Source organism: Actinoallomurus bryophytorum, from assembly GCF_006716425.1.
In the GTDB taxonomy this organism is placed as follows: Bacteria; Actinomycetota; Actinomycetes; order Streptosporangiales; family Streptosporangiaceae; genus Actinoallomurus; species Actinoallomurus bryophytorum.
Map to the genome: position 1 here is coordinate 20,589 of NZ_VFOZ01000003.1, position 24,272 is coordinate 44,860.

21 protein-coding genes are annotated in these 24,272 nt (G+C 71.0%); 7 read left to right on the forward strand and 14 right to left on the reverse strand.

Features of this window, described 5'->3' with window-relative positions; translation table 11 throughout:
* Positions 1-158 precede the first annotated feature (158 nt).
* From FB559_RS41400 to FB559_RS41415, 4 genes are read right to left on the reverse strand one after another with little or no spacing between them, the layout of a single operon-like run.
* The gene (locus FB559_RS41400) at positions 159-1,061 is read right to left on the reverse strand and encodes a TauD/TfdA dioxygenase family protein (RefSeq protein WP_221640720.1); all 903 of its coding nucleotides are present in this window, start codon (positions 1,059-1,061) and stop codon (positions 159-161) included.
* 9 nt (positions 1,062-1,070) lie between these two features.
* Complete coding sequence (locus tag FB559_RS41405) at positions 1,071-1,913, reverse strand: ABC transporter permease (RefSeq protein WP_141963380.1); 843 nt, start codon at positions 1,911-1,913, stop codon at positions 1,071-1,073.
* Complete coding sequence (locus tag FB559_RS41410; protein WP_141963382.1) at positions 1,910-2,701, reverse strand: ABC transporter ATP-binding protein; 792 nt, start codon at positions 2,699-2,701, stop codon at positions 1,910-1,912. The genes FB559_RS41405 and FB559_RS41410 overlap by 4 nt, the downstream gene beginning before the upstream one ends.
* On the reverse strand, positions 2,698-3,726 hold the full coding sequence (locus FB559_RS41415) for an ABC transporter substrate-binding protein (protein WP_141963384.1): 1,029 nt from the start codon (positions 3,724-3,726) through the stop codon (positions 2,698-2,700). Before FB559_RS41415 ends, FB559_RS41410 begins: the two co-directional genes overlap by 4 nt.
* Positions 3,727-4,016: 290 nt before the next feature.
* Between FB559_RS41415 and FB559_RS41420 the strand changes: the two genes are divergently transcribed.
* Entirely contained in the window at positions 4,017-6,890 is a 2,874-nt protein-coding gene (locus tag FB559_RS41420; RefSeq protein ID WP_141963386.1) for a helix-turn-helix transcriptional regulator, read from the forward strand.
* Positions 6,891-6,894: 4 nt separating this feature from the next.
* On the opposite strand, the gene FB559_RS41425 is transcribed toward FB559_RS41420, so the two are convergent.
* Complete coding sequence (locus FB559_RS41425; RefSeq protein WP_141963388.1) at positions 6,895-7,767, reverse strand: alpha/beta fold hydrolase; 873 nt, start codon at positions 7,765-7,767, stop codon at positions 6,895-6,897.
* A gap of 85 nt (positions 7,768-7,852) precedes the next feature.
* Between FB559_RS41425 and FB559_RS41430 the strand changes: the two genes are divergently transcribed.
* Positions 7,853-8,359: a CGNR zinc finger domain-containing protein gene (locus tag FB559_RS41430; RefSeq protein WP_141963390.1), complete on the forward strand. Its 507-nt coding sequence runs from the start codon at positions 7,853-7,855 to the stop codon at positions 8,357-8,359.
* Between the two features lie 25 nt (positions 8,360-8,384).
* Positions 8,385-10,217 carry a glycoside hydrolase family 15 protein gene (locus tag FB559_RS41435; RefSeq protein WP_141963391.1) on the forward strand — a complete coding sequence of 611 codons (1,833 nt, stop codon included), beginning with the start codon at positions 8,385-8,387 and terminating at the stop codon, positions 10,215-10,217.
* 189 nt (positions 10,218-10,406) lie between these two features.
* Here the strand turns inward: FB559_RS41435 and FB559_RS41440 are convergent, their stop codons facing one another.
* Both FB559_RS41440 and FB559_RS41445 read right to left on the reverse strand, forming a co-directional pair.
* Positions 10,407-10,742: a hypothetical protein gene (locus tag FB559_RS41440; RefSeq protein ID WP_141963393.1), complete on the reverse strand. Its 336-nt coding sequence runs from the start codon at positions 10,740-10,742 to the stop codon at positions 10,407-10,409.
* A gap of 142 nt (positions 10,743-10,884) precedes the next feature.
* Positions 10,885-11,478, reverse strand: coding sequence for a TetR/AcrR family transcriptional regulator (locus tag FB559_RS41445; RefSeq protein WP_141963395.1), 594 nt, complete (start codon positions 11,476-11,478; stop codon positions 10,885-10,887).
* An 83-nt stretch (positions 11,479-11,561) separates the two neighbouring features.
* Here FB559_RS41445 and FB559_RS41450 point away from each other — a divergent pair, with 83 nt between their 5' ends.
* Positions 11,562-11,960 (forward strand): nuclear transport factor 2 family protein, encoded by a 399-nt coding sequence (locus FB559_RS41450; protein ID WP_141963397.1) that lies wholly within the window; start codon positions 11,562-11,564, stop codon positions 11,958-11,960.
* 151 nt (positions 11,961-12,111) lie between these two features.
* Here FB559_RS41450 and FB559_RS41455 read toward each other — a convergent pair whose 3' ends face one another.
* Positions 12,112-13,992, reverse strand: coding sequence for a transketolase (locus tag FB559_RS41455; protein WP_141963399.1), 1,881 nt, complete (start codon positions 13,990-13,992; stop codon positions 12,112-12,114).
* Between the two features lie 33 nt (positions 13,993-14,025).
* Positions 14,026-14,424 (reverse strand): Rid family hydrolase, encoded by a 399-nt coding sequence (locus tag FB559_RS41460; RefSeq protein ID WP_141963401.1) that lies wholly within the window; start codon positions 14,422-14,424, stop codon positions 14,026-14,028.
* 153 nt (positions 14,425-14,577) lie between these two features.
* On the opposite strand from FB559_RS41460, the gene FB559_RS41465 reads away from it, so the two are divergent.
* Both FB559_RS41465 and FB559_RS41470 read left to right on the forward strand, forming a co-directional pair.
* A complete protein-coding gene (locus FB559_RS41465) occupies positions 14,578-15,231 on the forward strand; it encodes a TetR/AcrR family transcriptional regulator (RefSeq protein ID WP_246122908.1) in 654 nt (217 codons plus the stop codon).
* 185 nt (positions 15,232-15,416) lie between these two features.
* Entirely contained in the window at positions 15,417-17,732 is a 2,316-nt protein-coding gene (locus FB559_RS41470) for an FUSC family protein (RefSeq protein WP_141963403.1), read from the forward strand.
* Positions 17,733-17,780: 48 nt separating this feature from the next.
* On the opposite strand, the gene FB559_RS41475 is transcribed toward FB559_RS41470, so the two are convergent.
* Both FB559_RS41475 and FB559_RS41480 read right to left on the reverse strand, forming a co-directional pair.
* The gene (locus FB559_RS41475) at positions 17,781-18,269 is read right to left on the reverse strand and encodes a cupin domain-containing protein (protein ID WP_141963405.1); all 489 of its coding nucleotides are present in this window, start codon (positions 18,267-18,269) and stop codon (positions 17,781-17,783) included.
* 111 nt (positions 18,270-18,380) lie between these two features.
* A complete protein-coding gene (locus tag FB559_RS41480) occupies positions 18,381-18,704 on the reverse strand; it encodes a nuclear transport factor 2 family protein (protein WP_141963407.1) in 324 nt (107 codons plus the stop codon).
* A 194-nt stretch (positions 18,705-18,898) separates the two neighbouring features.
* Between FB559_RS41480 and FB559_RS41485 the strand changes: the two genes are divergently transcribed.
* Positions 18,899-20,143 (forward strand): GAF domain-containing sensor histidine kinase, encoded by a 1,245-nt coding sequence (locus FB559_RS41485; protein WP_141963409.1) that lies wholly within the window; start codon positions 18,899-18,901, stop codon positions 20,141-20,143.
* Between the two features lie 51 nt (positions 20,144-20,194).
* Here FB559_RS41485 and FB559_RS41490 read toward each other — a convergent pair whose 3' ends face one another.
* From FB559_RS41490 to FB559_RS41500, 3 genes are all read right to left on the reverse strand, one after another.
* A complete protein-coding gene (locus FB559_RS41490; protein WP_141963411.1) occupies positions 20,195-21,832 on the reverse strand; it encodes a hypothetical protein in 1,638 nt (545 codons plus the stop codon).
* Positions 21,833-22,058: 226 nt separating this feature from the next.
* Positions 22,059-22,895 (reverse strand): alpha/beta fold hydrolase, encoded by an 837-nt coding sequence (locus FB559_RS41495; RefSeq protein ID WP_141963413.1) that lies wholly within the window; start codon positions 22,893-22,895, stop codon positions 22,059-22,061.
* A 159-nt stretch (positions 22,896-23,054) separates the two neighbouring features.
* The gene (locus tag FB559_RS41500) at positions 23,055-24,257 is read right to left on the reverse strand and encodes an SGNH/GDSL hydrolase family protein (RefSeq protein ID WP_141963415.1); all 1,203 of its coding nucleotides are present in this window, start codon (positions 24,255-24,257) and stop codon (positions 23,055-23,057) included.
* Positions 24,258-24,272: the final 15 nt, after the last annotated feature.

Here is a 24,272-nt window from a genome sequence, read left to right on the forward strand (position 1 = left end):
GGCGGCCGATTCTATTGGCTCGCAATGGCGATGAATAGCGCGAGCATCGGCATCCGCCCTGGTCGCCGAATGTATTTTCGGCGAATTCCAGAATCGCAAGGACGCCGGCGCGGAAATGGCGCCGTGGCCCGGCCCGCCATACCGGGCCACGGCACCCGTCAGGCGGCGGCGGCCGGTGTGTAGTGGTGGGCCTCGTCACCTTCGATGACGTAACTCGTCTCTCCGCCGATGGCCGACGGAGCGTCGCCGGCCACGGTGACGCGGTGCAGGCGGCGCGGCTGGTCGCCGTAGTCGTCGGGCGCGTAGTGCTGGGTGATGCGGTTGTCGAAGACGACGAGGTCACCGGGCTTCCACGCGACGCGCAGAATGTTCTCCGGCCGGGTGACATAGGCCTGGAGGATGCGCAGGATGTCGCGCGACTCGGTGCCGCTGAGCCCGACGATCCGCTGCGCGAAACCGCCGATGAACAGGCCGCGTTCCCCCGACTCCGGGTGCACGCGCACGACCGGATGGCCGGTCTGGTAGCGCGTGGAGACGAAGACCTTCCGGTACTCCGCGGCCTTGGCCGCGTTGTTCCGCGGCAGCGCGTAGTCGTAGTCGTTGGTGTGCACCGCCCACAGCCGGTCGGCGAAGTCCCGCAGCTGCTGGGGGAGGTCGCGGTAGGCGGCCCCGGCGTTGGCGATCAGCGTGTTGCCCCCGTACGGCGGCACGACGAGGGCCCGCAGCGTGCTGACCTTCGGCGGCGTGCGGACGAACGTCACGTCGGTGTGCCAGTTGTTGGAGCGGATGCCCTCCTCCCCGTCGACCGGGAGGATGTTGGGCTGGCCGTCCACCGAGGGCACGGTCGGATGCGCACGGGTGAGCGCGCCGAACCGGGACGCGAAGGCGATCTGCCCCTCGTCGTCGAGCCCGGCGCCACGGAAGATCAGCGCCTTGTGCTCCAGCAGCGCGGAGTTGATCGCTTCGAACAGGCCGTCGGACAGGGCGTTGAGGTCGACGCCGGAGACCTCCGCGCCGATCCGTCCGCCGATTCTGGTGAGGTCGAGACCGGACATGGTCATTTCCTTTCCTCAGGGACGAGCGGTGGGATCGGCCGCGCGAAGGACGAGCCGCAACAGCCCGTCGAAGACGAAGCCGAGAACGGCGATCACGGCGATCCCGCTGAAGATCAGTGGAGTCTGGAGGTAGTTGCCGGCCTGCAGGATGAGGAAGCCCACGCCCCCGGTCGCGGCGATCATCTCGGCGGCGACGATGCTGGTCCAGGCTCCGCCCATGGCGATGCGCATGCCGGTGATGACGCCGGGCACGGCGGCGCGGAGCCGTACGTGCAGCATCGTGTAGAGGGGCGAGGCGCCGAGGCTGCGGCTCGCGTGGAGCAGCTCGTCCGGTACGGCGTCGAGTGCGCTCAACGTCGCGACGGTGACGACCGGCAGCACGCCGAAGAAGATCAGTGCCACCTTGGACGTCTCGCCGATGCCGAACCACACGACGAGAAGCGGGATGAACGCGATCGGCGGGAGGGGCCGCATGACGCCGACGATCGGGTCGGCGAGCTCACGGATCACCCGCATGCCCGCCATCGCCGCGCCCAGCACGAGACCTGCGGCCGTCCCCAGGAGGAAGCCGGCCAGGATGCGGGCGGTGCTGATCAGCGCGTCCTGCACCAGGGTCCTGCCCTGGACCTCCGGGTACGGTTTCGTCAGGTAACGCAGGAGGTCGTGTCCCGTCTCCTGGATGGTCGGCATCGTCACCGGATCCCCGACCGCGTACGCCGCGACCTCCCACCCGGCGAGGGCCAGGGCGAGCCCGGCCGCGCCGATGAGCACCCGGCGCCAGGACCGCCGCCGCCGTGCCGCCCGGCGCCCGCCCGCGGCGGCGAGAGCGTCCGTCTCCTCTGCCAGCGTCGAGCTCATCGCTCCAGCACCTCCCGGATGCGGCGTTTGGCGGTGACGAACTCCAGCGTCTCGGTGTCGTCGTACGTGCGGGGCCGCCGAAGTTCGATGTCGATGACCGCCTTGGTCCGGCCGGGCCTGCCGGACAGCACCGACACGCGGTCGCCGAGCAGTGTGGCCTCCTCGACGTCGTGGGTGACGAAGACGATGGTGGTGCGCTGCCGCTGCCAGAGTTCGAGCAGGAAGCGCTGCATCCCGGCCCTCGTGATCGCGTCGAGCGCGCCGAACGGCTCGTCCATGAGCAGGACACGGGGATGGTTGATCAGGACACGCGCGAACGCCGCGCGGTGCCGCATCCCCCCGGACAGCTCGTGGGGGTAGGCGTCGGCGAAGTCGGTGAGCCCGACGGTCTCCAGCAGTTCGCCGGCCTCCTCGCGTACCCCGGGGGTGAGGGCACCACGGGCACGCGGGCCGTACAGCACGTTCTGCCGGGTGGTCAGCCAGGGGAAGAGCGTGGGCGTCTGGAACAGCACGCCGCGGTCCGGGCCCGGCCCCTCGACCGGGCGGCCGTCCACGAGCACCTCGCCGGAGTCGGCCGTGGTGAAACCGGCGAGAATGCTGAGCAGCGTGGACTTGCCGCATCCGGACGGGCCGACCAGGCACAGGAACTCACCCGCGGCGATGTCCAGGCTCACTCCCTCCAGCGCCGGAGTCTCGCGCCGCCGCTGCCGGAAGGTCTTGCCGACGCCGCGGAGCCGTACGGCGGCGGGCCGCTCGGTGACGGGCGGGTCCAGGGCGGTGGCGCTCATGAGCAGCCGCCGGGCTGCTGTGCCTTGTCCCAGAACGACGGGTCGATGTGCGCGGCGATCTGGCCGAGTGGCGGGGAGGTCTTCGCCCGGCCCTGCCCGACCAGGAAGTCGCCGGTGAGGTGGAACGTCTTGGCGAGCCTGCCCGAGGCGGCCTTGCCGTCCGCGCCCTTGAGCCAGCCGGTCTCCTCGTTCTGCGGGATGTAGGGGTAGTCCCTCGTGGCGGCGATCGCGTCGGCCGGCTTCACGCCGAGGAAGCGGCTCGCCGGCGTGACGTACTTGGCGGCCTGAGCGCCCTTGACCAGGGTCTGCGCCCGGGCGACCTGGCAGACCAGCTGCTGGACGATGGCGGGATGCCGTTTCACGTAGGACGTCTGGACCGCGAGCATGTTGACGGCCGCGTACCCCAGCTTGGCCACGTCGGCGGCGGTCGTGAGCACACGGCCACCGTGCTTCTTCAGCTCCAGCAGGTACGCCTGGCTGATGTAGACCGAGTCGATCTTGTGGGACTTCCACGCGGCGGCCTCGGCGGCCTCGCTCGCGAAGCTGGCGATCTGCACCTTGCCGGTCAGTCCCTGCGAGGTGAGCCAGCCGCGGAGCTGGAAGTCGAGGGTGGAGCCGACGAGGACGCCGATCTTCCTCAGGTCGGCATTCGAACCGATCTTGCCGTCGACGACCAGGCCGGACTCGTCGATGCTCTCCACGAACACGGCCCGCACGTCGGTGCCGGAGGTGAACGCTCCGACGAACGGCGGGTTGCCGACGCCGGAGACCACGGGGAACGCGCCGGCGCGCAGCTGGGCCATCCCGGCGACCCCGCTGTCGATGGGGCGGAGCCGGATCGTGGACTTGACGTGTGAGGCGAGATCCGGGTTGGCCGCCACGACGGCCTCGGGGCCGGCGACCGCGCCCTGGAAATAGCCGATCTTGAGTGTGGACGCTCCGGCGTCTGCGGATGCTCCGCAACCGGTGACTCCGGCGAGTGCCGCGAGCGCGGAGACGACGACGGGGAAGGACTTTCTGGGCATGGCGAAATGCGCTCCTTGAATGGGCCACGCTGCCCTCAGGCGGGAGATGAAAGGGGGAGAAAAGGCGTCAGCTGCGACAGCGGGCGGCGGTGACCCGGACGAGGTCCACGTGCCGCCGGCGGGTGAGGGTGTGCCGGGCGCGCATACGAGGATGAGAACACGGAGCGGACGAGATAGTCAATCATTCCTACCTAATTACTATGGAATACCTTGGGTGTCATCCTCGCCGAGGAGGCCATCGGGGCAGGTCAGGGCCTGTAATCGGGCCGACCGGATAAGCTGCAAGCGTTGTGTCTCACGGATCTCCGGCGAACGCCTCACCGTTCGCCTCGGACTCCTCGGCCGGTGCCGACCTCGCGCGGTCGTCGCGGCGTGGGTGGCGTGGCCGCGATCGTGAGTGGGATGTTCTCGCCGGGCTGCTCGAGGCGGCCGAGGACAGCCGCGGCGGCGTGCTGCTGGTCGAGGGCGAGTCGGGCATGGGCAAGAGCCAGCTGCTCGGCGATGCCGCCGACGCCGCGGCGCGCCGGGGGTTCATCCTCGCCCGCGGCGCCGCCGACGAGCCCGGCCGGCTGACGCCGCTGGCGCCGTTGCTGGCCGCGCTGGGGCAGTCGGGGCAGATGATGCGGGGCGATGGGACGCCGCCCCCGGACGCGGTCGACCAGCGGATGTGGCTGGTGGAGCGGTTGCAGGCCCGGCTGGAGGAACACGCCGCGCGCGGTCCGTTCCTCCTCACGCTGGACGATCTGCAGTGGGCCGACCCGACGACCCTGATGGCCCTGCGGTCGCTGGTGCCCGAACTCGCCTCGTACCCGCTGCTGTGGGTCCTGTCCCGTACGACCGGTGGGCTCGAGTCGGACGTGGACCGGCTGTACGGGCTGCTGGAGCGCGACGGGGCCCTGCGGATCGCGCTGGCGGCGCTCGGCGACGACGCGGTGGCCGAGATCGTCGCCGACGTGTTCGGCGTTCCCCCGGAGGCCGGGCTGCTCAGGCTGGCGGCCGGGGCAGGCGGCAACCCGTTCATGCTGGTCGAGCTGCTCCTGGGACTCCGCGACGAAGACGCGGTCGAGATCGAGGACGGCCGCGCGCACCTGGTCTCGGAGCGTCTGCCGCAGCGGCTGCAGGAGATCGCGCGCAGCCGCCTGAGCCGGCTGTCCTCACGCACCCGCCACCTGCTCCAGGTGGCGGCCGTTCTGGGACGCTCCTTCGACGCCTCCGACCTCGCCGACATGCTCGGTGAACCCAGCAGCCAGCTGCTGCCGGCGCTGGAGGAGGCCGCGACGGCGGGAGTCGTCGTGCCCATCGGGGACCTGCTCAGCTTCCGGCACGACCTGCTGTGGCGGGCCGTGAGCGGGACGCTCACTCCCTCGGTGTGCCGGGCCCTGCACCGGCAGGCCGGGGAGATGCTGCTGAGACGCGGGGGCTCGGCCATCCCGGCCGCCGCCCACCTGATGCGCTACGCCCGGCCGGGGGACACGTGCGCCCTCGCCGGGCTCGACCAGGCGACGCACGAAGTGCTGCCGTCCTCGCCGCAGACCGCCGCCGAGCTCGCCGTGCGCGCTCTCGACCTGACCGATCCGGGGGACCCCCGCCGGTTCGACCGTACGGTGACCGCGGTGTTCGCGCTGACGACCGCGGGCCGCCTGCCGGAGGCGGCGGAGTTCGCCCGTTCCGCGCTGGGCCAGGTCGCGCTGCCGTGCGAGATGGCGCGGCTGCGCTACGAGCTGGCCTACGCCCTGCTGCTGTCCGGACGGCCGGTGCTGTCGGTGGCCGAGGCCGAGAAGGCGCTCAGCCAGGAGGACCTGTCCAGCGAGCTGCGGGGCCTGGCCCAGCAGGTGCTGTTCCGCGCGCTGTTCGCGAGCCATGACTACGGCCGTGGGGTGGAGCGGGCACGTGCGGTCGTGGCCGACGAGGAGTGCCCGAGCCAGTCCGCCCTGGTCGGGGCGCACATGCTGCTCTCCTACGCCGCGTGGGGTGAGGGGCGGGCCACGAACGGGCTGGCGCACATCCGTGAGGCGGTCCGGATCACGGCCGGGGACCCCGCCCAGGCCAGGCGCGCGCACCCGCGAATGCTCCTGGCCACGTTCCTGACGGACATGCGGCGGTTCGAGGAGGCAGAATCCCACCTCCAGACCTCGATCGAGGAGATCAGCGCGCTCGGGCACGCCGCGTACGCCGCGAGCCCGGCGATCTTCCGTGGCCGGCTGCGGCTCGCCGAGGGACTGCTCGACGACGCGGAGGTCGAGGTCCTGGCCGGCATGGCCATGGCCGACGAGATGGGCATGAACGCCTTCGTGCTGATCGGCATCGCCGTGCTCACCATCGCGGCGGTACGCCGTGGCGACATCGACGCCGCCGCCGGCCAGGCGCGGGCCTATGCGGCCCGGCACCAGGCGGGTCAGGGTGCGATGTACGGATGCGCCTGGGGGAGCTGGGCGATGGCCCTGCTCGCCGACGTTCAGGAAGGCCCGGCGAAGGCGGCCGGGCTGCTGCGGGCCGCGTACGCCGAGCCTCGCGAGCGGCGCTGGCTGCTCATGGCCGAGCCCGACGCCGCCGCCTGGATGACCCGGACCGCACTGGCCATCGCGGACCGTTCCGCGGCCGAGGACGTGGTCGAGACGGCACGATGTCTCGCCCAGGACAATCCGGGCTTCGCCACGCTGGCCGCCGCGGCCGCGCACGCTCGCGGCATCCTCTACCGCGACGCCGCCGCGCTGGCCTCCGCCGTGGCCTCCCATGCCGGACCGTGGAGCCGTGCCTCGGCCATGGAGGACCTGGGAGTCCTGCTGGCGGACGGGGCCGATGAGGGTTCGTCGGTGGACCGTCTGGACCAGGCCCTGGAGGGCTACCAGCGGATCGGCGCGGAGCGGGACGCCGCACGCGTCCGCGCCCGCCTGCGTGAGCTGGGTATCAGGCGCCGGCACTGGACCCAGTCCGAACGCCCGCTCTCGGGATGGAGCAGCCTGACCGCCACCGAGTGCAGCGTCGCCGAACTCGTCGCGCAGGGGAAGACGAACCCGCAGGTCGCCGACCAGATGTTCATCTCGCCCCACACGGTGAAGTTCCACCTCCGTCAGGTCTTCCGCAAGCTCGGCATCGGCTCGCGGGTCGAGCTGGCACGGCTCGCCGCCGAGCACGCCCCGGAGCCCGCGCCACCCGGCACCTGACGCCTCACCCGGCGCCGTGCACCTCGGCGAGGAAGGCCAGGATCAGCGCGCTCACCTCGTCCAGTGCGCTCTCCAGCAGGAAGTGACCACCGTCGAGCAGGTGGATCCGGGCGCCGGGGACGTCGCCGGCGAACGCGCGGGCGCCGTCGGGGCCGAAGATCTTGTCGCCCTTGCCCCAGACCGCCAGCAGCGGGACCTGGCTCGTGCGCAGGTACTGGTGCAGGCGGGGGTAGAGCGGCGGATTGGTGGCGTAGTCACCGAACAGCTTCAGCTGCACGAGGTCGTTGCCGGGCCGGGAGACCAGCGCGAAGTCGTGGTGCCAGGTATCGGGAGAGACCACGCTCTCGTCCGGTACACCGGTGACGTACTGCCACTTGATCGCGTCCAGGGTCAGCGCCTCGCGGATCGCGGCCTCGGTGCCGGGCGTCCGCTCCCGCACGTAGTCCCAGACCGTCTTCCAGAAGTCCGGCACGAAGCCGGCGTCATAGCCGTTGCCGTTCTGGGTGATGATCGCCGTGATCGCGCCGGGATCCCGCAGGGCCAGCCGCCACCCGATGGGCGCGCCGTAGTCCTGGACGTAGACCGCGTACCGCGTGACGCCGAGCCTGCCGAGCAGCCCGGCGGTCAGGTCGGTCAGGGCGTCGAAGGTGTAGTCGAACTCCTCGACCGGCGGCGCGTCCGACAGCCCGAAGCCCAGATGGTCCGGTGCGATGACGTGGTAGCGGCCGGCGAGGAGCGGGATCAGGTCGCGGAACATGAACGAGCTGGTCGGGAAGCCGTGCAGCAGTACGAGCGCGGGCGCGTCGGCCGGTCCGGCCTCCCGGTAGAACAGCCGCCGGCCCTGTACGTCCGCGTAACGGTGGTGGACGGTCGTCATGACTAACCCCTCTAGATTGCTTTGGTGGTTAGGTGCAATCAACCAGCCGAACCGCTAACCTGTCAAGGAGCGTTTGGAGGTTAGTATGGCGAGTGCCCGGTTGGACGAAGAGATGCTGCTGGACCTGCTCAACACCACGCCGGTCGTCGACGGCGTACCCCAGGACCGCCTGGACGATCCGGAGTGGGCGCGTTCGTGGTCGCGTGAACACGGCGGCGCGGGCTCGGCCGCCGAGTCGCGCGTGACACGCCAGGTCCGCGACGCGTTGCAGGCCGTCGTACGCGGGGAGCGTGCCCCCGGCGCCCTGGCCACCTACCTCGAGGGGGTCAGCTACGTTCCGTCTCTGTCCGACGAGGGCCTCGACTGGACGCTGGACGTGCCGCCGGCGCACGAGGTGGCCGCCCGCGCCGTACTCGCCTGGAGCGGTCTGGAGAAGACCGGCCCCGGCCGCCTGAGGCCGTGTGCCAACACCGAGTGCCGGCTGTTCCTGATCGACCGCAGCAAGGTCGGCAACGCCCGCTGGTGCTCGATGGCGGTGTGCGGCAACCGGATGAAGGCACGCCGCCACTACCAGCGGGCCCGTGAGGTGTGACGTGCCGGATCGGTAGGTTGACGGGATGAGCGACACACCGATCGGCGACTACGCGCTGTTGTCCGATCGCCATTCCGCGGCCCTGGTCGGCCGTGACGGCTCCGTCGACTGGCTGTGCTTCCCGCGGTTCGACAGCCCGGCCGTGTTCGCGCGGCTGCTGGACGAGGAGGCCGGGCACTGGTCGATCCGCCCGTCGGTGCCGTACCGGGTGTCCCGGCGGTACGCCGACCAGGCGATGGTGATGGAGACGACGTTCCACGCCGAGACCGGCACGGTGACGCTCACCGACGCCCTGCTGACCGGCCTGGACGATGGAGGCCACCGGCTCGGCAAGGGCGTTCCGCACGTCCTCGTGCGCCGGGTCGCGTGCTCCGGCGGGCAGGTGCCGATGGAGCTCGACTACCGGCCCCGGCCCGAATACGGGCTCATCGCTCCGATCCTGACGCCGGTCGAGGGCGGCCTGACCGCGCGAGGCGGCGCCGAATGGCTCGTGCTCACCGCGCCGGTGCCGGTGAACGCCGCCGACTCGATCGCGCGCGGCACGTTCACGGTGCGCAGCGGCGAGACGCTGCATTTCGGCCTCCACCGGACCACCCTCGAGGAGGTCCCGGCCCGGATCTGGGGACAGGACGAGCTCGCGTCCCGGCTGGACGCCACGGTGGAGGCCTGGCGCTCCTGGTCGGCCCTGCACCAGGCGTACGAGGGACCGTGGCGGGACCTGGTCCACCACAGCGGCCGTGTGCTGCAGGCGCTGTCGTTCCAGCCGAGCGGGGCGATCATCGCGGCGGCGACCACCTCCCTGCCCGAAGGCGTCGGCGGCGAGCGCAACTGGGACTACCGCTACACCTGGGTACGCGACTCGTGCCTGACGATGGCGGCACTGTGGGTCGCCGCGTGCCCCGACGAGGCGAGTGACTTCTTCGCCTTCCTCACCACAGCGGCGCCCTCACTGACCAAGGACCGGACGCTGCAGATCATGTTCGGCGTCGGCGGCGAGCACGACCTGTCCGAACGCGTGCTGCCGCACCTGAGCGGCTGGCGCGGCAGCCGCCCCGTACGCGTGGGCAACGGCGCCTGGAACCAGCGGCAGATCGACGTGTACGGCGAGCTCCTGGACTCCGCGCGCATCCTGTCCGACCAGCTCGGCGAGGTGGACGACGACGTACGCCGCTTCCTCATCGCCTGCGCCGACACCGCCGCCGAGCACTGGCGTGATGAGGACCAGGGCATCTGGGAGGTACGCGGGGCCCCGAGGCACTTCGTCTACTCCAAGGTCATGTGCTGGGTCGCCCTCGACCGCGCCGTGTCACTGGCCGGCCTCCTCGGTGCCGGAGACCGGGTGGAGTCGTGGCGGCGGACCCGCGAGGAGATCCGCGAGACGATCCTGAGCGAGGGCTGGAACGACCGCGCCGGCGCGTTCACGCAGTACTTCGGCTCGGAGGACCTGGACGCCTCCAACCTGATGATGCCGATCGCCGGGTTCCTGCCGGCAGACGACCCGCGCGTGCTCGCCACGATCGACGCCATCGCCGAGCGGCTGACCGACGACGCCGGACTGGTCTACCGCTACCGCACGGAGGGCGGCGTCGACGGGCTCGCGGGCGAGGAGGGGACGTTCCTGCTCTGCACGTTCTGGCTCGCCGAGGCCCTCGCCATGTCCGGCCAGGTGGAACGCGCCAGGTCGGTCTTCGAACGTGCGGCCGCGTACGTCAACGACGTCGGCCTGCTCGCCGAGGAGGTCGATACCTCCAGCGGCGAGCTGCTGGGCAACTTCCCCCAGGCTTTCAGCCACATCGGCCTGATCAACGCCGCCTGGGCCATCGACCAGGCCGAACGCGCGGCCGCCGCCCCGTCCTAGGGTCTTTCTCCTAGTCATGCTGTTGCGGTGTGGCGCCGCCTGAGCGGTGCCTGGGCGGGGTTATCCACAGAACCCCGCTCTACTTCCACCCGCCGTTGTTCTGGCTGGACAATGAGAGTGGGATGGCACCCCCAGACGGGTGGGCTCCAGACGGGTGGGCTCCAGACCGAGGACTTCGACAGGCCCCAGCTAGGCGGGTGTGCCGGGTCCGGATTGGACGCGGCATCTGGGGAGACCGGAGCCCGAGCGCTCACAGACGACGTGCGGTGACGGGGTGCCGGCGTCTGCGGGGCCGCGCCACGGCATCGTGGCCTCGCCGGTCAGTAGGGCCTCCAGCGTCTGGACCTCGGGGTTGCGAGGTTCGGGGTGGTGCTCGTACGCGGCGGCCCCCAGGGCGAGCGCGATGGCCATGGCGAGCAGGTTGACGTCGTTCGGTCGCTCCGGGACCTCGGAGCCGGTGGTGGGCTCCAGGCGTATCCCTTCGCCGTGTACGTCGACGATCCGCGCGATGTACGTACCGGCCATGGCGGGGCTCCCCTTCTGACGATGTCCGAGGACGGTGTTCAGACCGCACTCTGCGTCCTTTGATTCTTCACCGGCCGGGTGACCGTACTCCTACCGGGCCGCGCCCCGGCGTGGCGCGAGCCCGCCATGGTCCCGGTATTCCCTACCCCGGTGGGGCCGGCATTTCGAAGCCGCGACGCATGATCCGCAGGAGCCGCCGCGCGTTCTCGGTCCCGTCGGCGGCGATGGCGGCCGCGCTGGTCAGCGCCAGCAGGTCGCCCACGGCGAGGTCGGGGTGTACGGCGCCGGTGGTCTTCGCCCTCGTCAGCAGGCCCTCCGCGGTCGATATCAGCGACTCGTGCGACCGGCGGAACAGCTCGGTGTGACCATCGCCCGGGCCACCGCCGGCCGCCAGGACCAGCGCGCGCATGCCCGCCATGTGACCGAGAAGATCGTCCAGCCAGTCGAAGAGCGCGCCGCCCGCCGAGGGCTCCCGCAGCAGACCGGCGCCGCGCCGGCACAGTGCCGCCGCCTCGTCCTCGTACACCGCGACCAGGAGGTCCTCGCGGGTCGGGAAGTGGCGGTAGAGGGTCGCGTTGCCGACGCCCGCCCGGCGCGCCACGACGTCCAGGGCGACCTCCGGGCCGTGCTCGTCGAAGAGCTCGCGTGCCGCCGACACCAGTGAGCGGGCGTTCGCCGCGGCGTCCGCCCGGCGCGCCCGCCTCGGTGCGCTCCGCTCGTCTTCGCCACGGTCCATCGCCTGCTCCGATCGTTAAACGGGGAGTTCCCCATTAGTGTAGCGCCTCAACCGGGGAGGTCCCCGGATAGGGAGGTACACCGATGGCGCTCTCCGACGCGGACCGTACGGTCATCACCGACCTGATCTCGCTGCACGGGCACCTGGTCGACGGTGGCGAGCTCGACCGGCTGGACGAGGTCTTCACCGCCGACGTCGTCTACGACGTCACCGACCTGGGCGGCGGGGCGATCGAGGGACTGGCGGCGCTGCGGGCGGCCGCCCTCGCGATGGGGGACTCGAACCCCGTCGGCCACCACGTCACCAACATCATCCTCACCCCGCTCGCCGACGGCCGGGTTCACGCCCGCTCGAAGGGAATCGGCGTCACCGTCGACGGCCGCTGCGGAAGCGTGACGTACGAGGACACGATCTCCCGCGGCGACCAGGACTGGCGGATCGCCCACCGCAGGGTGCTGGCACGGCGCGTGCCCCTGTCGTGAGCCATGACCTCGGACGGCACTCCGCCGAGGACGGGCGGGCGCCCGCTGGTCCTCGGCGGGCGTGGGAGGGGACCAGGCACGCCCGTCCCCGGAAGCCGTCCGCCACCGAAGGAGCGGCGAAGACGCGGGTGGTCTCCCGAGCGGAGCGCTCTCAGCCCTCGTCGAGGAGGGCACGTGCCGCGGACTCGATGTGGGCGGCGTCGATGCCCGCGGCGGCGAGCAGCTCGCCGGTCGTTCCCGAGCCGGGCATCTCACGAACGCTGAGGTGGACCAGGCGCAGGGGCTGCGTCCGTACGGCCAGCAGGGCGTCCGCCACCGCGGAGCCGAGGCCGCCCTCCGGGTGGTGGTCCTCGGCCACGACGAGCCGCCCCCGCGTCGCCGCCGCCGCCGCGGCGAGGGTCTCGGTGTCGACGGGCTTGACCGAGTACAGGTCGATCACCCGGGCCGGTACGCCGTCCTCGGCGAGCCGGTCCGCCGCGGCGAGGCACTGGTGGAGGGTGACACCGGCGCCGATGAGCGTCACCGCGTCGTCCGGGCCGGAGCGCAGGACCTTGGCCCCGCCCACGGGGAAGGTCTCGTCGCCGTCGTACAGGACGGGGTAGGCGCCGCGGGTGGTCCTCATGTAGCCGACGCCCCGCAGGCCGGCCATCGCGTCCACCAGCGCGACGGTGCTCGTGGCATCGCTCGGATAGAGCACCGTCGAGCCCTGGACCGCCCGCATCATCGCCAGATCCTCCAGGGCCATCTGGGACGGTCCGTCGGCGCCGATCTCGACGCCGGCGTGCGAGCCGACCAGGCGGATGTCGGCCCGCGAGACGGCGGCCATCCGGATGAAGTCGTAGGCGCGGGTGAAGAACGCGGCGAACGTGGAGGCGAACGGGATGTAGTGCCGTACGCCGAGGCCGACCGCCGCCGCGACGAGCTGCTGTTCGGCGATGAACATCTCGAAGAAGCGGCCGGGATGCGCCTCGGCGAACTCGGCGGCGTAGGTGGAGTTGCTCACCTCGCCGTCGAGGGCGACGACCCTGGGGTCGCGGTCGCCGAGCGCCACGAGCGCGTCGCCGTACGCCTTGCGGGTCGCGACCTTGTCACCCACGGAGTACACCGGCGCCGCCGTGCTCACAGGCCTGGCGACCGGCACGCTGGCCGCGCCGGGCAGCGGGCCCCGTACGAGCAGGTCGCGTTCGCCGCCGAGCTCGGCGATGGCCCGCGCGGCCATGTCCTCGGGGAAGGGCTTGCCGTGCCAGCCCTCGCGGTCCTCGACCTCGGAGAACCCCCGGCCCTTGATCGTACGGGCGAAGATCACCGTCGGCCGGTCCTCGTCTCCGCCGGTGGCCGTCGTCAGTGCCTCGTCGATCTGGGTGAGGTCGTGCCCGTCGATGGTGAGTACGCGCGCGCCGAACGCCTCGGCGCGGCGGGCATAGGCGCCGAGGTCCCACTGGAGCTCGGTGGGCCCGCGCTGGCCAAGGCGGTTGACGTCCACGATCGCCACCAGGTTGGAGAGCCGGTAGTAGCAGGCCTTGTCGATGGCCTCCCAGATGGAGCCCTCGGCCATCTCGCTGTCCCCGCACAGCACCCAGACCCGGTAGGGCAGCCGGTCGAGGTACTTGCCGGCGAGCGCGACGCCCACCCCGTCGGGCAGCCCCTGGCCGAGCGACCCGGTGGCGACGTCGACCCAGGGGAGCACCGGAGTGGGATGCCCTTCCAGCCGCGACCCGAAGCGCCGGTAGCCGGTCATCAGCTCCTTGTCCGACACCACGCCCACCGCCTTGTAGACCGAGTACAGCAGCGGGGAGGCGTGCCCCTTGGAGAAGATGAGGTGGTCGTTGCCGTCGGCGTCCGGCCGGTCCCAGTCATAGCGCAGATGCCGCCCCACCAGCACCGCGAGGATGTCCGCGGCGGACATGCTCGAGGTGGGATGCCCGGACCCCGCGCTGGTGCTGGACCGGATCGAGTCGACCCGGAGCTGGGCGGCCAGCTCGCGTGCCGCGTCGAGGTCGATCGTGGTCAGTGGTGAGTGATCGGTGTCCATGACCGGCGCCCTTTCTCTCGAACCGTCCGGATGCTAGGCGGCTGTGGCGGGTACCGCGGCGATCACTTCGATCTCGACGCGGAACTCCGGCCGCACCAGGCCGGGTACGACCGCGAGCATGTAGACCGGCTCGTGGTGGATGAACTCCTTGCGAACGGCGACATAGGCCGCGATGTCCTCGGCGCTGGTCAGCCACTGGCGGACACCCACGATGTCGGACAGGCTCGCGCCGGCCCGCGAGAGGATCTCCGTGATGTTCTGCCAGGCCTGGGTCGCCTCGCCGGCCATCGTGTCCGGGAGCGTGCCGTCCGGGCCGAGCCCAGGTGTTCCCGAGACGAGGATCTGGTCGTGGCCGGCCGGCACACGCACGGCATCGGCGTACCGGCCGATCTGGTGCGCCACACCGGCGTCGAAGGACTCAGGAGTGGACATGGCGCCGATCCTGCCATCTAATGGACCGCTGCGTCCAACTTCTGAACTTCTCTTTACCTACATAGTGCATACGTAAAGGGCGAAGCTCCAAAATACGGGACTATTGGGTCCACTACGAACTGTCACTGTCGCCGACTCGGTAATCTGTCGGCTGTGGCGCGGACAGCGGGTGAGAACAGGACCTCCCGGCTGACGGCACGTGGAGCGGCCACCCGGGCCCGGATTCTGCGGGCGGCCGCCGAGCTGATGTACGTCAGGGGCGTGGGGGCGACGACTCTTGACGACGTGAGGGCGGCGAGCGACACGAGCAAGTCGCAGCTCTACCATCACTTCGCCGACAAGGACGCTCTGGTGCGCGAGGTGATCGCGTTGCAGGCGGGGCAGCTGCTCGAACGCCAGCGGCAGCGGCTGGAGCGGCTCCAGTCGCTGCGCGGGCTCGAGCTCTGGCGGGACGCGATAGTCCAGCGCAACGCGTTGCGCAACGGGGCGTACGGCTGCGAGCTGGGCTCGCTGGCGAACGAGCTCGCCGACCAGAACGAAGACGCCCGCCTCGCCCTCGCGGCGCACTTCACGACATGGCAGGCGCTGCTCGCCGCAGGGCTCCGGCGGATGCGCGACAACGGGGCGCTCCGGCCCGAGGCGGACGCCGAAAGACTGGCCACGGGCGTCATGGCGGCCCTGCAGGGCGGATACCTGCTGGCCCAGACCGCGCGGGACACGACCCCGATGGAGATCGCCCTTGACATGGCGCTCGACCAGGTCAGGGCCTACGCGGTGGAGCCGGGTGCCGCCGGCGACCAGGCATGACCGCTGGGCACGATCCGGCGATGATCCTCTTGCCCGGGGCGACGCGGCCGTGACACGCTCCATCCTCGTCCGGGAACCGCAGTACAGAAGTCCCCGCGCGCGGACGGCGAAAGGAGCGAGATGGCACGCCACCTCGACGCGGAGCACGAACCTGAGCGCCGGCGCGTGATCGTGCCCCCGCGCGGATGAACGTCCTGGGATGGCTCCGTACCCGTGACGCGGACCTGTCGGCCCTGCGCCGAGCGGGCCGTGCCGCGGTCGTCATGCCGGCGGTCTTCGCGATCGCCGACAAGCTGCTCGGCAACCCGACGATCGCGACGTTCGCGGCGTTCAGCGGCCTTTCGACGTTGCTGTTCGTCGACTTCGGCGGCTCGGTGCGCGACCGGCTCGCGCAGCAGGCCGGGCTCGTGCTGACCGGTGCGGCCCTGGTGTGCGTCGGCACCCTGGCGTCCCGTGAGGACTGGCTCGCCGCTCTCGCTACCCTCGTCGTCGCCTTCGGGGTGCTGTTCGCCGGTGTCGTCAGCTCGGTACTCGCCGGCGCGACGACCGCGTTGCTCGTCGGCCTCGTGCTCCCGGTCACCCTGCCGGGATCGGTCGGCACGATCCCGGACCGGCTGGCCGGCTGGCTGATGGGCGGAGCGGCGTCGATGCTCGCCATCGCCGTGATGTGGCCCGCTCCCACGCGTGAGCCGCTACGGCTCTCGACCGCTCAGGCGTGCGCGCTGCTCGCCCGGAGGCTGCGCGCGGAGGTCGACTGCGTACGCGGCGGCCTCGGAACCGGTGGCGGCGAGGCTCTCCGCGTGCTCGCAGACGAGGCGACGGCCGCCGTCACGGCGCTGCGTGAGTCGTTCTTCGCCACGCCCTATCGCCCGACGGGCCTCACGACGGCGACCCGTACGCTCGTCCGCCTCATCGACGAGGTGGTGTGGCTCGGCTCGGTGCTCGAGCGGACGCCCGCGGACCCGCGGCCGGGACCGAACGACGCGCAGGTGTGCGAGGTCAAGCTGGCCGCGGCGCTGCTTCTCGAACGCGGCGCGGCGCTGCTGGAGTCGGTGGCCGGAGACGCCTACGGCCTCGAACCCGATCTGCACCGGCTGCGGCAGGCGCGGGAGGCCATGGAACACGCGGTGACCTCCGCTCTGCCGGTGCGGCGCGTGGGCGACGGCGTCGCGGAGTTCGTCAGCTCACTGGAGCCGAGCTTCCGCGCGCAGGAGATGACGTTCGCGATCTCGGCGATCGCCACGAACATCGAACTCACCGTGGCCGCGCGCAGGCGTACCTGGTGGCAGCGCCTTCTGGGCCGCCGGCCCGAGGGCGTGACGTCGCCCCTGTCGTCGGCGCAGGAACGTGCCGGTGCCCACATCGAGCCGCACTCGGTCTGGCTGCACAACAGCGTGCGCGGGGCGATCGCGCTCGGCCTGGCCGTGCTCGTGGCCGAGGCGGGGGGCGTCCAGCACTCGTTCTGGGTCGTCTTCGGCACGCTGGCGGTACTGCGTTCCAATGCGCTGAACACCGGCCAGAACGCCCTGCGCGCCCTGCTCGGCACGGTGGCGGGGTTCATCATCGGCGGCCTGCTCGTGTTCGCCGTCGGCACCGGCACGACGATGCTCTGGGTGCTCCTCCCGCCGGCCATCGTGTTCGTCGGCCTGGCGCCCGCCGCCATCTCCTTCACGGCGGGCCAGGCGGGCTTCACCGTCGTCCTGCTGATCCTCTACAACATCATCGAGCCCGCGGGCTGGCGGATCGGCCTGGTCCGGATCGAGGACGTGGCGATCGGCTGCGCGGTGAGCCTCATCGTCGGCGCGCTCTTCTGGCCACGTGGGGCGGGCTCGGCCCTGGGGCGGGCGCTGTCGGAGGCCTTCTCCGACAGCGCGCGGTACCTGCGCGGCGCGGTCGAGTACGGCATCACACGGTGTGACGTGCTCGTGCCCGCGGCGGCCGGCCCCGACGACCAGCGGCGTCGCGCCGCCGCCGCGGCCCGCCGGCTCGACGACGCGTTCCGCGGGTTCCTCGCCGAGCGCGGCACCAAGCACGTCCCGCTCGCGGACGTGACGATGCTGATCACCGGCGTCGCCGTGCTCCGGCTCACCGCCGACGCCATCCTCGACCTGTGGGCGCGCCAGGACGAGTCGCCGGCCGGAGACCGCACCACGGCGCGGACCGAGATCGTGGAGGCCGGCACGCTGCTCGCCGGATGGTACGAGGACACGGCACGGGCGCTGGTCGGGGCCGGCCCCGTGCCCGGCCCGCTCACCCATGACAAGGACGCGGATGGCCGCCTCATCGAGGCCGTACGCCGCGACCTGACCGGCGAGGACGGGCACGCGACGGCGACGGCGGTCCGGGTGATCTGGACCGCGGACCACATCGACGCGGCCCGCCGCCTGCAGACCGGCATCCTCGCGCCGACCCGGGCCGTGGCGGCCGTGTGGAGCTCACGGAGGGCGTGGCCGTCCTCGCGCCGCCCCGGCCCTCGCCGTCAGAAGGCCCTGACCGACTGAGCCGGCCGAGGACGTCCGCGTTCCCTGTCCGAGCGCGGGACGCCGGTGCTACTCCGCGGCGCGCATCTGGCGCCAGGGCACTCCCCCGTCGCCGGGCAGGCCGTTGGTCTGGAAGCGCGCGTTCAGGTCCTGGAACTGCTCCGCCGTGGCGTCCGGGCCGAGCCGGCCCATCTCCAGGAACATCTCCTCGTTGCCCGCCGGAGAGGACACGAAGAGCATCCGGCCGCCGGTCGGCGTCGTGAAGGTGTGCTGGCTGCCCTGAGGTATCACGACGATCGTCCCTGGCCCGCCGGAGAAGGTCGCGTCGCCGACGCGGAAGGCGTACTCGCCCTCGAGCACGTACGCGATCTTCATGAACCCGTGGTGCGCGTGCGGCGGGTTCTCCTCGATCACGTCATGGGTGAACACGAACGCGCCGAGAGCCTGGTCGACGTCGGCTCCTCGTACGAGGACCTCCAGCCAGTGCGGCCCGCCGATGTCCACCCTCCGGCCCTCGCCCGGCCGTACCGCCCAGCCGTCCTCGCCCCAAACGCCCATGAGCCCCCCGTACGCCGCCAGGGGGCACCTGCCCACCCGGACGAACCCCGATGTAGTGACGGAAAAATACCGCAACCGACCAGTGCTGATTCCGGCGAGCCGTCGCGGGGGTCAGGCGCGGATCGTCATGCGGGAGACCTTGTCGCCCTCGACGCGGAAGGCGAAGTGGCTGGGGCCGTTGAACCCGTTGCCGCCGACCTGTGCGGTGACCACGACCTGGCCGTCGCGTTCGCTCACCTCGGTGACCCGCAGGCTGACCTGGACGCCGATGAACTCCGCGTCGCTCCATCCGGCGATCCGGGCGCTGCCGTGGAACTCGCGGCCCCAGTCGTCCACGACACCGTCCGGGGTGAACCCGGCGAGGAACGCGTCGAGGTCACCGGCGTTCGCGGCGTCGAGAACGGCCTGCACGGCGGGATCGGCCTGCTCTGTCATCTGGACGCTCCTGTGGTCGCGACCGCCGATCTTCCCATTCATGAGGCCGATGGGGCCAGCGGTGTGGCGGTGTTCCGTGCGACCAAATTGCAGGAAATGGCGAATTTTGGCCACTCTGGACCTGCCACTGTAGAGTATTCGGAGGCATTTAATCTCCTTATTTACTTGTCCCCAATCGATCAAGAGGCGAACCGGTGGCGGCAAGGCACGCACTGCACTGGGCCACGAGCGGGCGGCGAGAAGTAGCCGTCCACTCGCGCGCGGTGGCGTCATGCCTCACCTCGGCGGTGCGATGCGTGCTCGCCGACCGTGTCGAGCTGCACCGGCTCGCCGAGTCGCAGGGTGCGCTGCGGCGCGTCGCGACCCTGGTCGCCCGGGGTGTCTCGCCGCCACAGGCGTTCAAGACGGTCGCCGGCGAGCTCGGCGCGCTCATCGGGGCGGACTACACCGCGATCAACCGGTACGAGCGCGACCGCACGGCGACCGTGGTCACCTCCTGGTCCGACCCCGGTGTCCCCGATGCCGTCACGCCCCTCGGCGGGCGGTGGCCGATCGGGAGCGACACCGCGGCGGCCGCGGTGCTGCGGACCGGAAAGCCGATACGGATAACGAGCAGTTCCATCGGCAGTGAGATCGGAACCTGGACCAGGTCGTGCGGAATTGGTTACGTCGTTTCGTGCCCTATCTGGGTAGAGGGCCGCTTGTGGGGAGAAATGGCGGTGATGTTCCGTGGGCAGAGCCCGCCGCCCCCGGACACCGAAGAACGCCTGGGTGACTTCGTCGAGCTCGTCGCCTGCACGATCGCGCAGGCCAAGAGCCGCGCCGACCTCATCGACTCGCGCGCGCGGGTCATCGCCGCCTCCGACGCGACGCGCCGCCGCATCGAGCGCGACCTGCACGACGGAGTGCAGCAGCACCTGGTCTCGATCGGATTCGACCTTCGCGCGGCGGAGGCGACGGTCTCGGCCGGGCAGGCGGAGCTGAAGCGGCGCCTGTCCGACACGGCCGAGGAACTGGCCGGCATTCTGTCGGAGCTCCAGGAGATCTCCCGTGGACTGCACCCGGCCGTGCTGTCGAAGTCGGGCCTGGACGCCGCGCTCAAGATGCTCGCGCGCCGGTCGCCGGTGCCGGTCGAGCTCCATGAGCACCTGTCCGACCGGCTGCCGGAGCAGGTCGAGGTGACCATCTACTACATCGTGTGCGAGGCGCTGACGAACGTGCTCAAGCACGCGAACGCGTCCACGGTGCGCGTCGACCTGGAGAAGCAGGAACACCGGCTCTGCCTTTCGATCCGCGACGACGGCTGCGGCGGAGCCGATCTCGAGTGCGGGTCCGGCCTGATCGGCCTCAGCGACCGCGTCGAGGCCCTTGAGGGCGCGATGCAGGTGGAGAGTCCCGCGGGCAAGGGCACGTCACTGCGCATCACGATCCCGCTCTAGGCGTGACCCGAACCGCCCGATCGGGTCACGCCGGCGAGCGCGGCCGCCCGTTCAGCCGCGGCCGAGCGTGGACATCTCCTGGCGCCGCGCGTGGCGGGCTCTGCGGTACCAGAGCCACAGGGCCCCCATGGTGAGCCCGACCAGCAGGGCGAAGGCGGCGACGGCCTTCCCGATGGCGTCGAAGACGATCGTCCGTCCCGCGACCCAGTCCTCCGCCAAGGTCGCGGCGAGGACGACCGCGCCGGCCGCGGTCGCCGCGAGCCCGCACCACAGCGGACGGCGGCCCCTGGTCTGGGAGGTCCATTCCCGCAGATAGGGAAAGGAGATCAGGAAGACCGGGACCAGGGCGAACACGCCGGCGATCAGGTAGAGGTAGGCGAAGTGCGGGTCCCACATCGACAGGTGCTTTCCGCCGTCGTCGGGGACCTCCGTGGTGTTGACGCCGAGGAAGGCGATCACGAATCCCACCGACACACCGATCAGGCTGAGGACGCCGGCGGCGAAGGCGTTCCATTTCTGGCGGCCGTCGTTCCTGCGCCGCTCACGTACGTCTATCGCGGTGATCTCGGAGCGGAGACTCCCGTCGAGCTGGTCGAACATCTGGCTGAGAGCCTTGGCCTGGTTGGACAGATCCATCGCCTCGTAGAGAGCCGTCTGGAAGGTCTCGATCCGCATCAGCGGGAACTCCACGCTGAACGTCAGGTCGAACTCCAGGTTGCCCAGGTTGTCGGCGAGCTCCTCCAGGTCGGCCCGGGTCTGCAGGCCGGCCTCCTGGCTCTGTTTCCGCTCCTTGAACTGGCGCACCTGCTGATAGGCGTCGTGCCAGATCTGGCGGAAGCGTGAAGAGGTGCCGACCGCGTGGACCGTGGACAGGAAGATGCTGTCCTCGACGTAGCGCTGGTGGCCGTAGAGAAGACTGACGTAGGGCGTGACCACACCGAGAGTGCTGAGGTTCGCGTCGTGCACGGGCTCCTGCCGGAGGGCCTGCAACCAGCTTCGGCCATTGGGGAACGGCCGGTCTGAGAGTTTGACCGCGTTCAGCTGTTCCGGCGTCTTTGGAATGCCGAACTCCTCCCGGTACGGAGGGGTCTCCCGGTAGACGATCTCGTTGATCACGACCGGACCGGGCGCGCGCTCCTCTTCGTTCCTGCGCTCGACGAACACCAGTTGATGCCGTTCGGGCAGAAGGGCGTCGTCGCTGCCGGTCTGGTCATCCTTTGCCAGCCCTTCCCAGACCAGGTCCCCGGTGGGGAGGTCGCGCACGAAGTCCTGGAGGTCCTTCCCGCCGATCCTGACCTCGTTCTCGATGCACTGCTCCAGCACCCTGGTGATCGGCTTGACGCTGGACAGGTCGCGTAACGGCTGGGTGGTGAACTCCAGGATCACTGCCAGCACGACCTGGTTGGATGGAAGGGCGAAGAGAAGGGCGTCGGTCCTGGCCATCCCGATGCCATCCACCAGATCGATCAGCCGGACATCCACGGCCTCGCCGACCGTGCCGCCGCCGATGAGGTCGAACGGCAGCAGGCGCGGCAGCTGGTCTTTGTACAGCTCGTAGTGCCGCTGCAGGCCGCCCAGCTCGAGGCGGTCGCCCAGGTCCTCCGAGGAGGTGCCCTGGTAGTGCCACGACGTGGAATAGGTGGTGACGACGCGTACCTTGCAGGCGGTATCCCTAAGGTCACCCAGCATGATTGCCCCCGTTGGCATTCGCTACCGTGTATACCGGAAATCTCACGGTAAGTGTCCAACCGAGAGTGCGGTGTCACCACCGGGCTAGCCCGGTGCTTTCACTGCAACATTCGGGACGGTGCCGGCTGACCCTGCCGACACATCCGGCGGGCCGAGTACCGCGGCCGTCAAAGGCCGCGCGCCGGGATCCTCTCCTCCGGGCGCACGGCCTCCGACCGGGCGATGATCAGGAACGCAGGAACGCCAGCAGCTCGGCGTTGAAGGTGTCGGCGTGGGTGACGTTGAGCCCGTGGGGAGCGTCCTTGACCACGACCAGCTTGCTGTTCTCGATCGCCTCGGCGGTGCGCTTTCCGCTGACCTCGAACGGCACGATGGCGTCGGCGTCGCCGTGGATGACCAGGGTCGGGAAGGTGAACGCCTTCAGGTCCTCGCGGAAGTCGGTGGTGGAGAACGCCGTCGTGCAGTCCAGCGTGCCCTTGGGCGAGGCGGCGGCGGCGATCGTGACGTTGTAGGCGCGCTGCTGCTCGCTGACCAGGTCCGTACGGCCGTTCACGGCGAAGAAGTTCGTCACGAACCCGTCGAGGAACGCGATGCGGTCGGCCCGCAGGCCGTCGTGGAAGCCGGTGACCGTGGCCTCGTCGATGCCGCCCTCGGGGTTGTCCTCGGACTTGAACAGGTACGGCGGGACGGCGGCGGCGAACACCGCCTTGGCGACGCGTCCGCTGTCGTACCTGCCGACGTAGCGGGCGACCTCCCCGCCGCCCATGGAGAAGCCCACCAGCGTCACGCCGGTCAGGTCCAGGCGTTCGAGCAGGGTGTTCAGGTCGGCCGCGAACGTGTCGTAGTCATAACCGTCCCAGGGCTGGGACGAGGAGCCGAATCCACGCCGGTCATAGGTGATGACCCGGTACCCGTCCTCGACCAGCGCGGGCACCTGCTTCTCCCATGACCGGCCGGACAGCGGCCAGCCGTGGATCAGGACCACGGGTGCTCCCGAACCATGGTCCTCGTAGTACAGCTCCACGGGAGAGCCGTTCTCCTCGCCGACGGTGATGTACGGCATTTCACGGGTCCTCTCAGTTTCGGGCTCCGGCCGGAGAATCCCCTGCTCATCCCTACCAACCTGTCCCGATATGGGTGTGTCTGTCGTCAATCATCGCGGAGGCGCGATCGGCCGGTCGCCCCTGGGGGGCGAATTCATCGGCCGGATGCCGCGCGTGCACTACAGCGTCGAAAGGTCCACGGCGTCCCCCATCGCCGCGTATCCCGCGTCACCCGGGTGCAGATGGTCGCCCGAGTCGTACGCCGGGCGCATGCGGTGGGGGTGGCGGGCGTCGCGGAGCACGGCGTCGAAGTCGACGACCGCGTCGAACGCGCCGCCGGTCCGGATCCAGGAGTTCACGGCCTGCCGGGTGCGCTCCTTACGCGCCGTGTAGCACGAGCAGCCACCGAAGGGCGTGAGCGTGCCGCCGATGACGCGCAGGCCGCGTGCGCGGGACCGTACGGCGATCTCGGCGAGCCCCGCGGTGATCTTGGCGGCATCGAGCTGGTACGGGGCCCGCTGGATGTCGTTGATCCCCTCCAGCACGATCACCGTGCGCACGCCCGGCCGCGAGAGCACGTCCCGGTCGAGACGGTGGAGCGCGGACGGGCCGTCCTCGCCGTCGTCCAGGAGGACGCGGTTGCCGCCGATCCCGGCGTTGAGCACGCCGAACCTGCGCTGTGCCGGACCGCGCAGCAGCCGTCCGGTGAGGACGTCGGTCCACCGGTGGTCGGCGTCGTCGGAGGACCGGTAGCCGTCGGTGATGGAGTCGCCGAGCGCCACGATCGAGCCGGGAGCCGCGGTCGCGCCGGCGACGTCGACGCCCGAGACGAAGCGCCAGACCACCGTGGGGGAGGGGAACGCGCTCGCGTCCAGGGCGTTCGCCACGTCGGCGCCCCCGGCGAAGAAGGAGTGCCGCATCGCGATCGGGTGATAGCTCATCCGGACCCGGCGACCGGGCGTGTACGTGGTGACGAGCAGGTCATGGCGGGCGGGCACCGTGAGGAGGACCGGGTCGCTGACGGCCTCGGCGCCCGGCGCCACCGTGACCGCCGCCCTCCGGTGGAAGGTGACCTGGCGCAGAGTGCCGGGTGCCACCTGCGCGGTGCCGGGGACCGCGGGCAGTGCCACCGTCGTGTGCCCCACGAGCAGGGGAGCGGTGCCGAAGACGTTCGAGAGCCGCACGCGTACGGCCGTGCCCCCGATGCTCGTGTGGACGACGTCGCGGATCGTGCAGTCCGCGCAGCCACCGTCCATCGCGGCGGCCATCGTGCCCTGCCAGGTGCCGGCCCACGGACCGGTGGGCCGGGCACGTGGCGCCGCGCCCGCGGAGACGGACGCGCCGCCGAGAGCAAGGAGCGCGACTCCGGACGCGATGGCCACAGGCCCCCGAAACGC

What these genes read in the sequence shown, in the direction of transcription:
- FB559_RS41400 (WP_221640720.1), bottom strand. Translation starts at nt 1,061, where the DNA reads ATGACCATGTCCGGTCTCGACCTCACCAGAATCGGCGGACGGATCGGC.
- FB559_RS41405 (WP_141963380.1), bottom strand. Translation starts at nt 1,913, where the DNA reads ATGAGCTCGACGCTGGCAGAGGAGACGGACGCTCTCGCCGCCGCGGGC.
- FB559_RS41410 (WP_141963382.1), bottom strand. Translation starts at nt 2,701, where the DNA reads ATGAGCGCCACCGCCCTGGACCCGCCCGTCACCGAGCGGCCCGCCGCC.
- FB559_RS41415 (WP_141963384.1), bottom strand. Translation starts at nt 3,726, where the DNA reads ATGCCCAGAAAGTCCTTCCCCGTCGTCGTCTCCGCGCTCGCGGCACTC.
- FB559_RS41425 (WP_141963388.1), bottom strand. Translation starts at nt 7,767, where the DNA reads ATGACGACCGTCCACCACCGTTACGCGGACGTACAGGGCCGGCGGCTG.
- FB559_RS41430 (WP_141963390.1), top strand. Translation starts at nt 7,853, where the DNA reads ATGGCGAGTGCCCGGTTGGACGAAGAGATGCTGCTGGACCTGCTCAAC.
- FB559_RS41435 (WP_141963391.1), top strand. Translation starts at nt 8,385, where the DNA reads ATGAGCGACACACCGATCGGCGACTACGCGCTGTTGTCCGATCGCCAT.
- FB559_RS41440 (WP_141963393.1), bottom strand. Translation starts at nt 10,742, where the DNA reads ATGGCCGGTACGTACATCGCGCGGATCGTCGACGTACACGGCGAAGGG.
- FB559_RS41445 (WP_141963395.1), bottom strand. Translation starts at nt 11,478, where the DNA reads ATGGACCGTGGCGAAGACGAGCGGAGCGCACCGAGGCGGGCGCGCCGG.
- FB559_RS41450 (WP_141963397.1), top strand. Translation starts at nt 11,562, where the DNA reads ATGGCGCTCTCCGACGCGGACCGTACGGTCATCACCGACCTGATCTCG.
- FB559_RS41455 (WP_141963399.1), bottom strand. Translation starts at nt 13,992, where the DNA reads ATGGACACCGATCACTCACCACTGACCACGATCGACCTCGACGCGGCA.
- FB559_RS41460 (WP_141963401.1), bottom strand. Translation starts at nt 14,424, where the DNA reads ATGTCCACTCCTGAGTCCTTCGACGCCGGTGTGGCGCACCAGATCGGC.
- FB559_RS41470 (WP_141963403.1), top strand. Translation starts at nt 15,417, where the DNA reads ATGAACGTCCTGGGATGGCTCCGTACCCGTGACGCGGACCTGTCGGCC.
- FB559_RS41475 (WP_141963405.1), bottom strand. Translation starts at nt 18,269, where the DNA reads ATGGGCGTTTGGGGCGAGGACGGCTGGGCGGTACGGCCGGGCGAGGGC.
- FB559_RS41480 (WP_141963407.1), bottom strand. Translation starts at nt 18,704, where the DNA reads ATGACAGAGCAGGCCGATCCCGCCGTGCAGGCCGTTCTCGACGCCGCG.
- FB559_RS41490 (WP_141963411.1), bottom strand. Translation starts at nt 21,832, where the DNA reads ATGCTGGGTGACCTTAGGGATACCGCCTGCAAGGTACGCGTCGTCACC.
- FB559_RS41495 (WP_141963413.1), bottom strand. Translation starts at nt 22,895, where the DNA reads ATGCCGTACATCACCGTCGGCGAGGAGAACGGCTCTCCCGTGGAGCTG.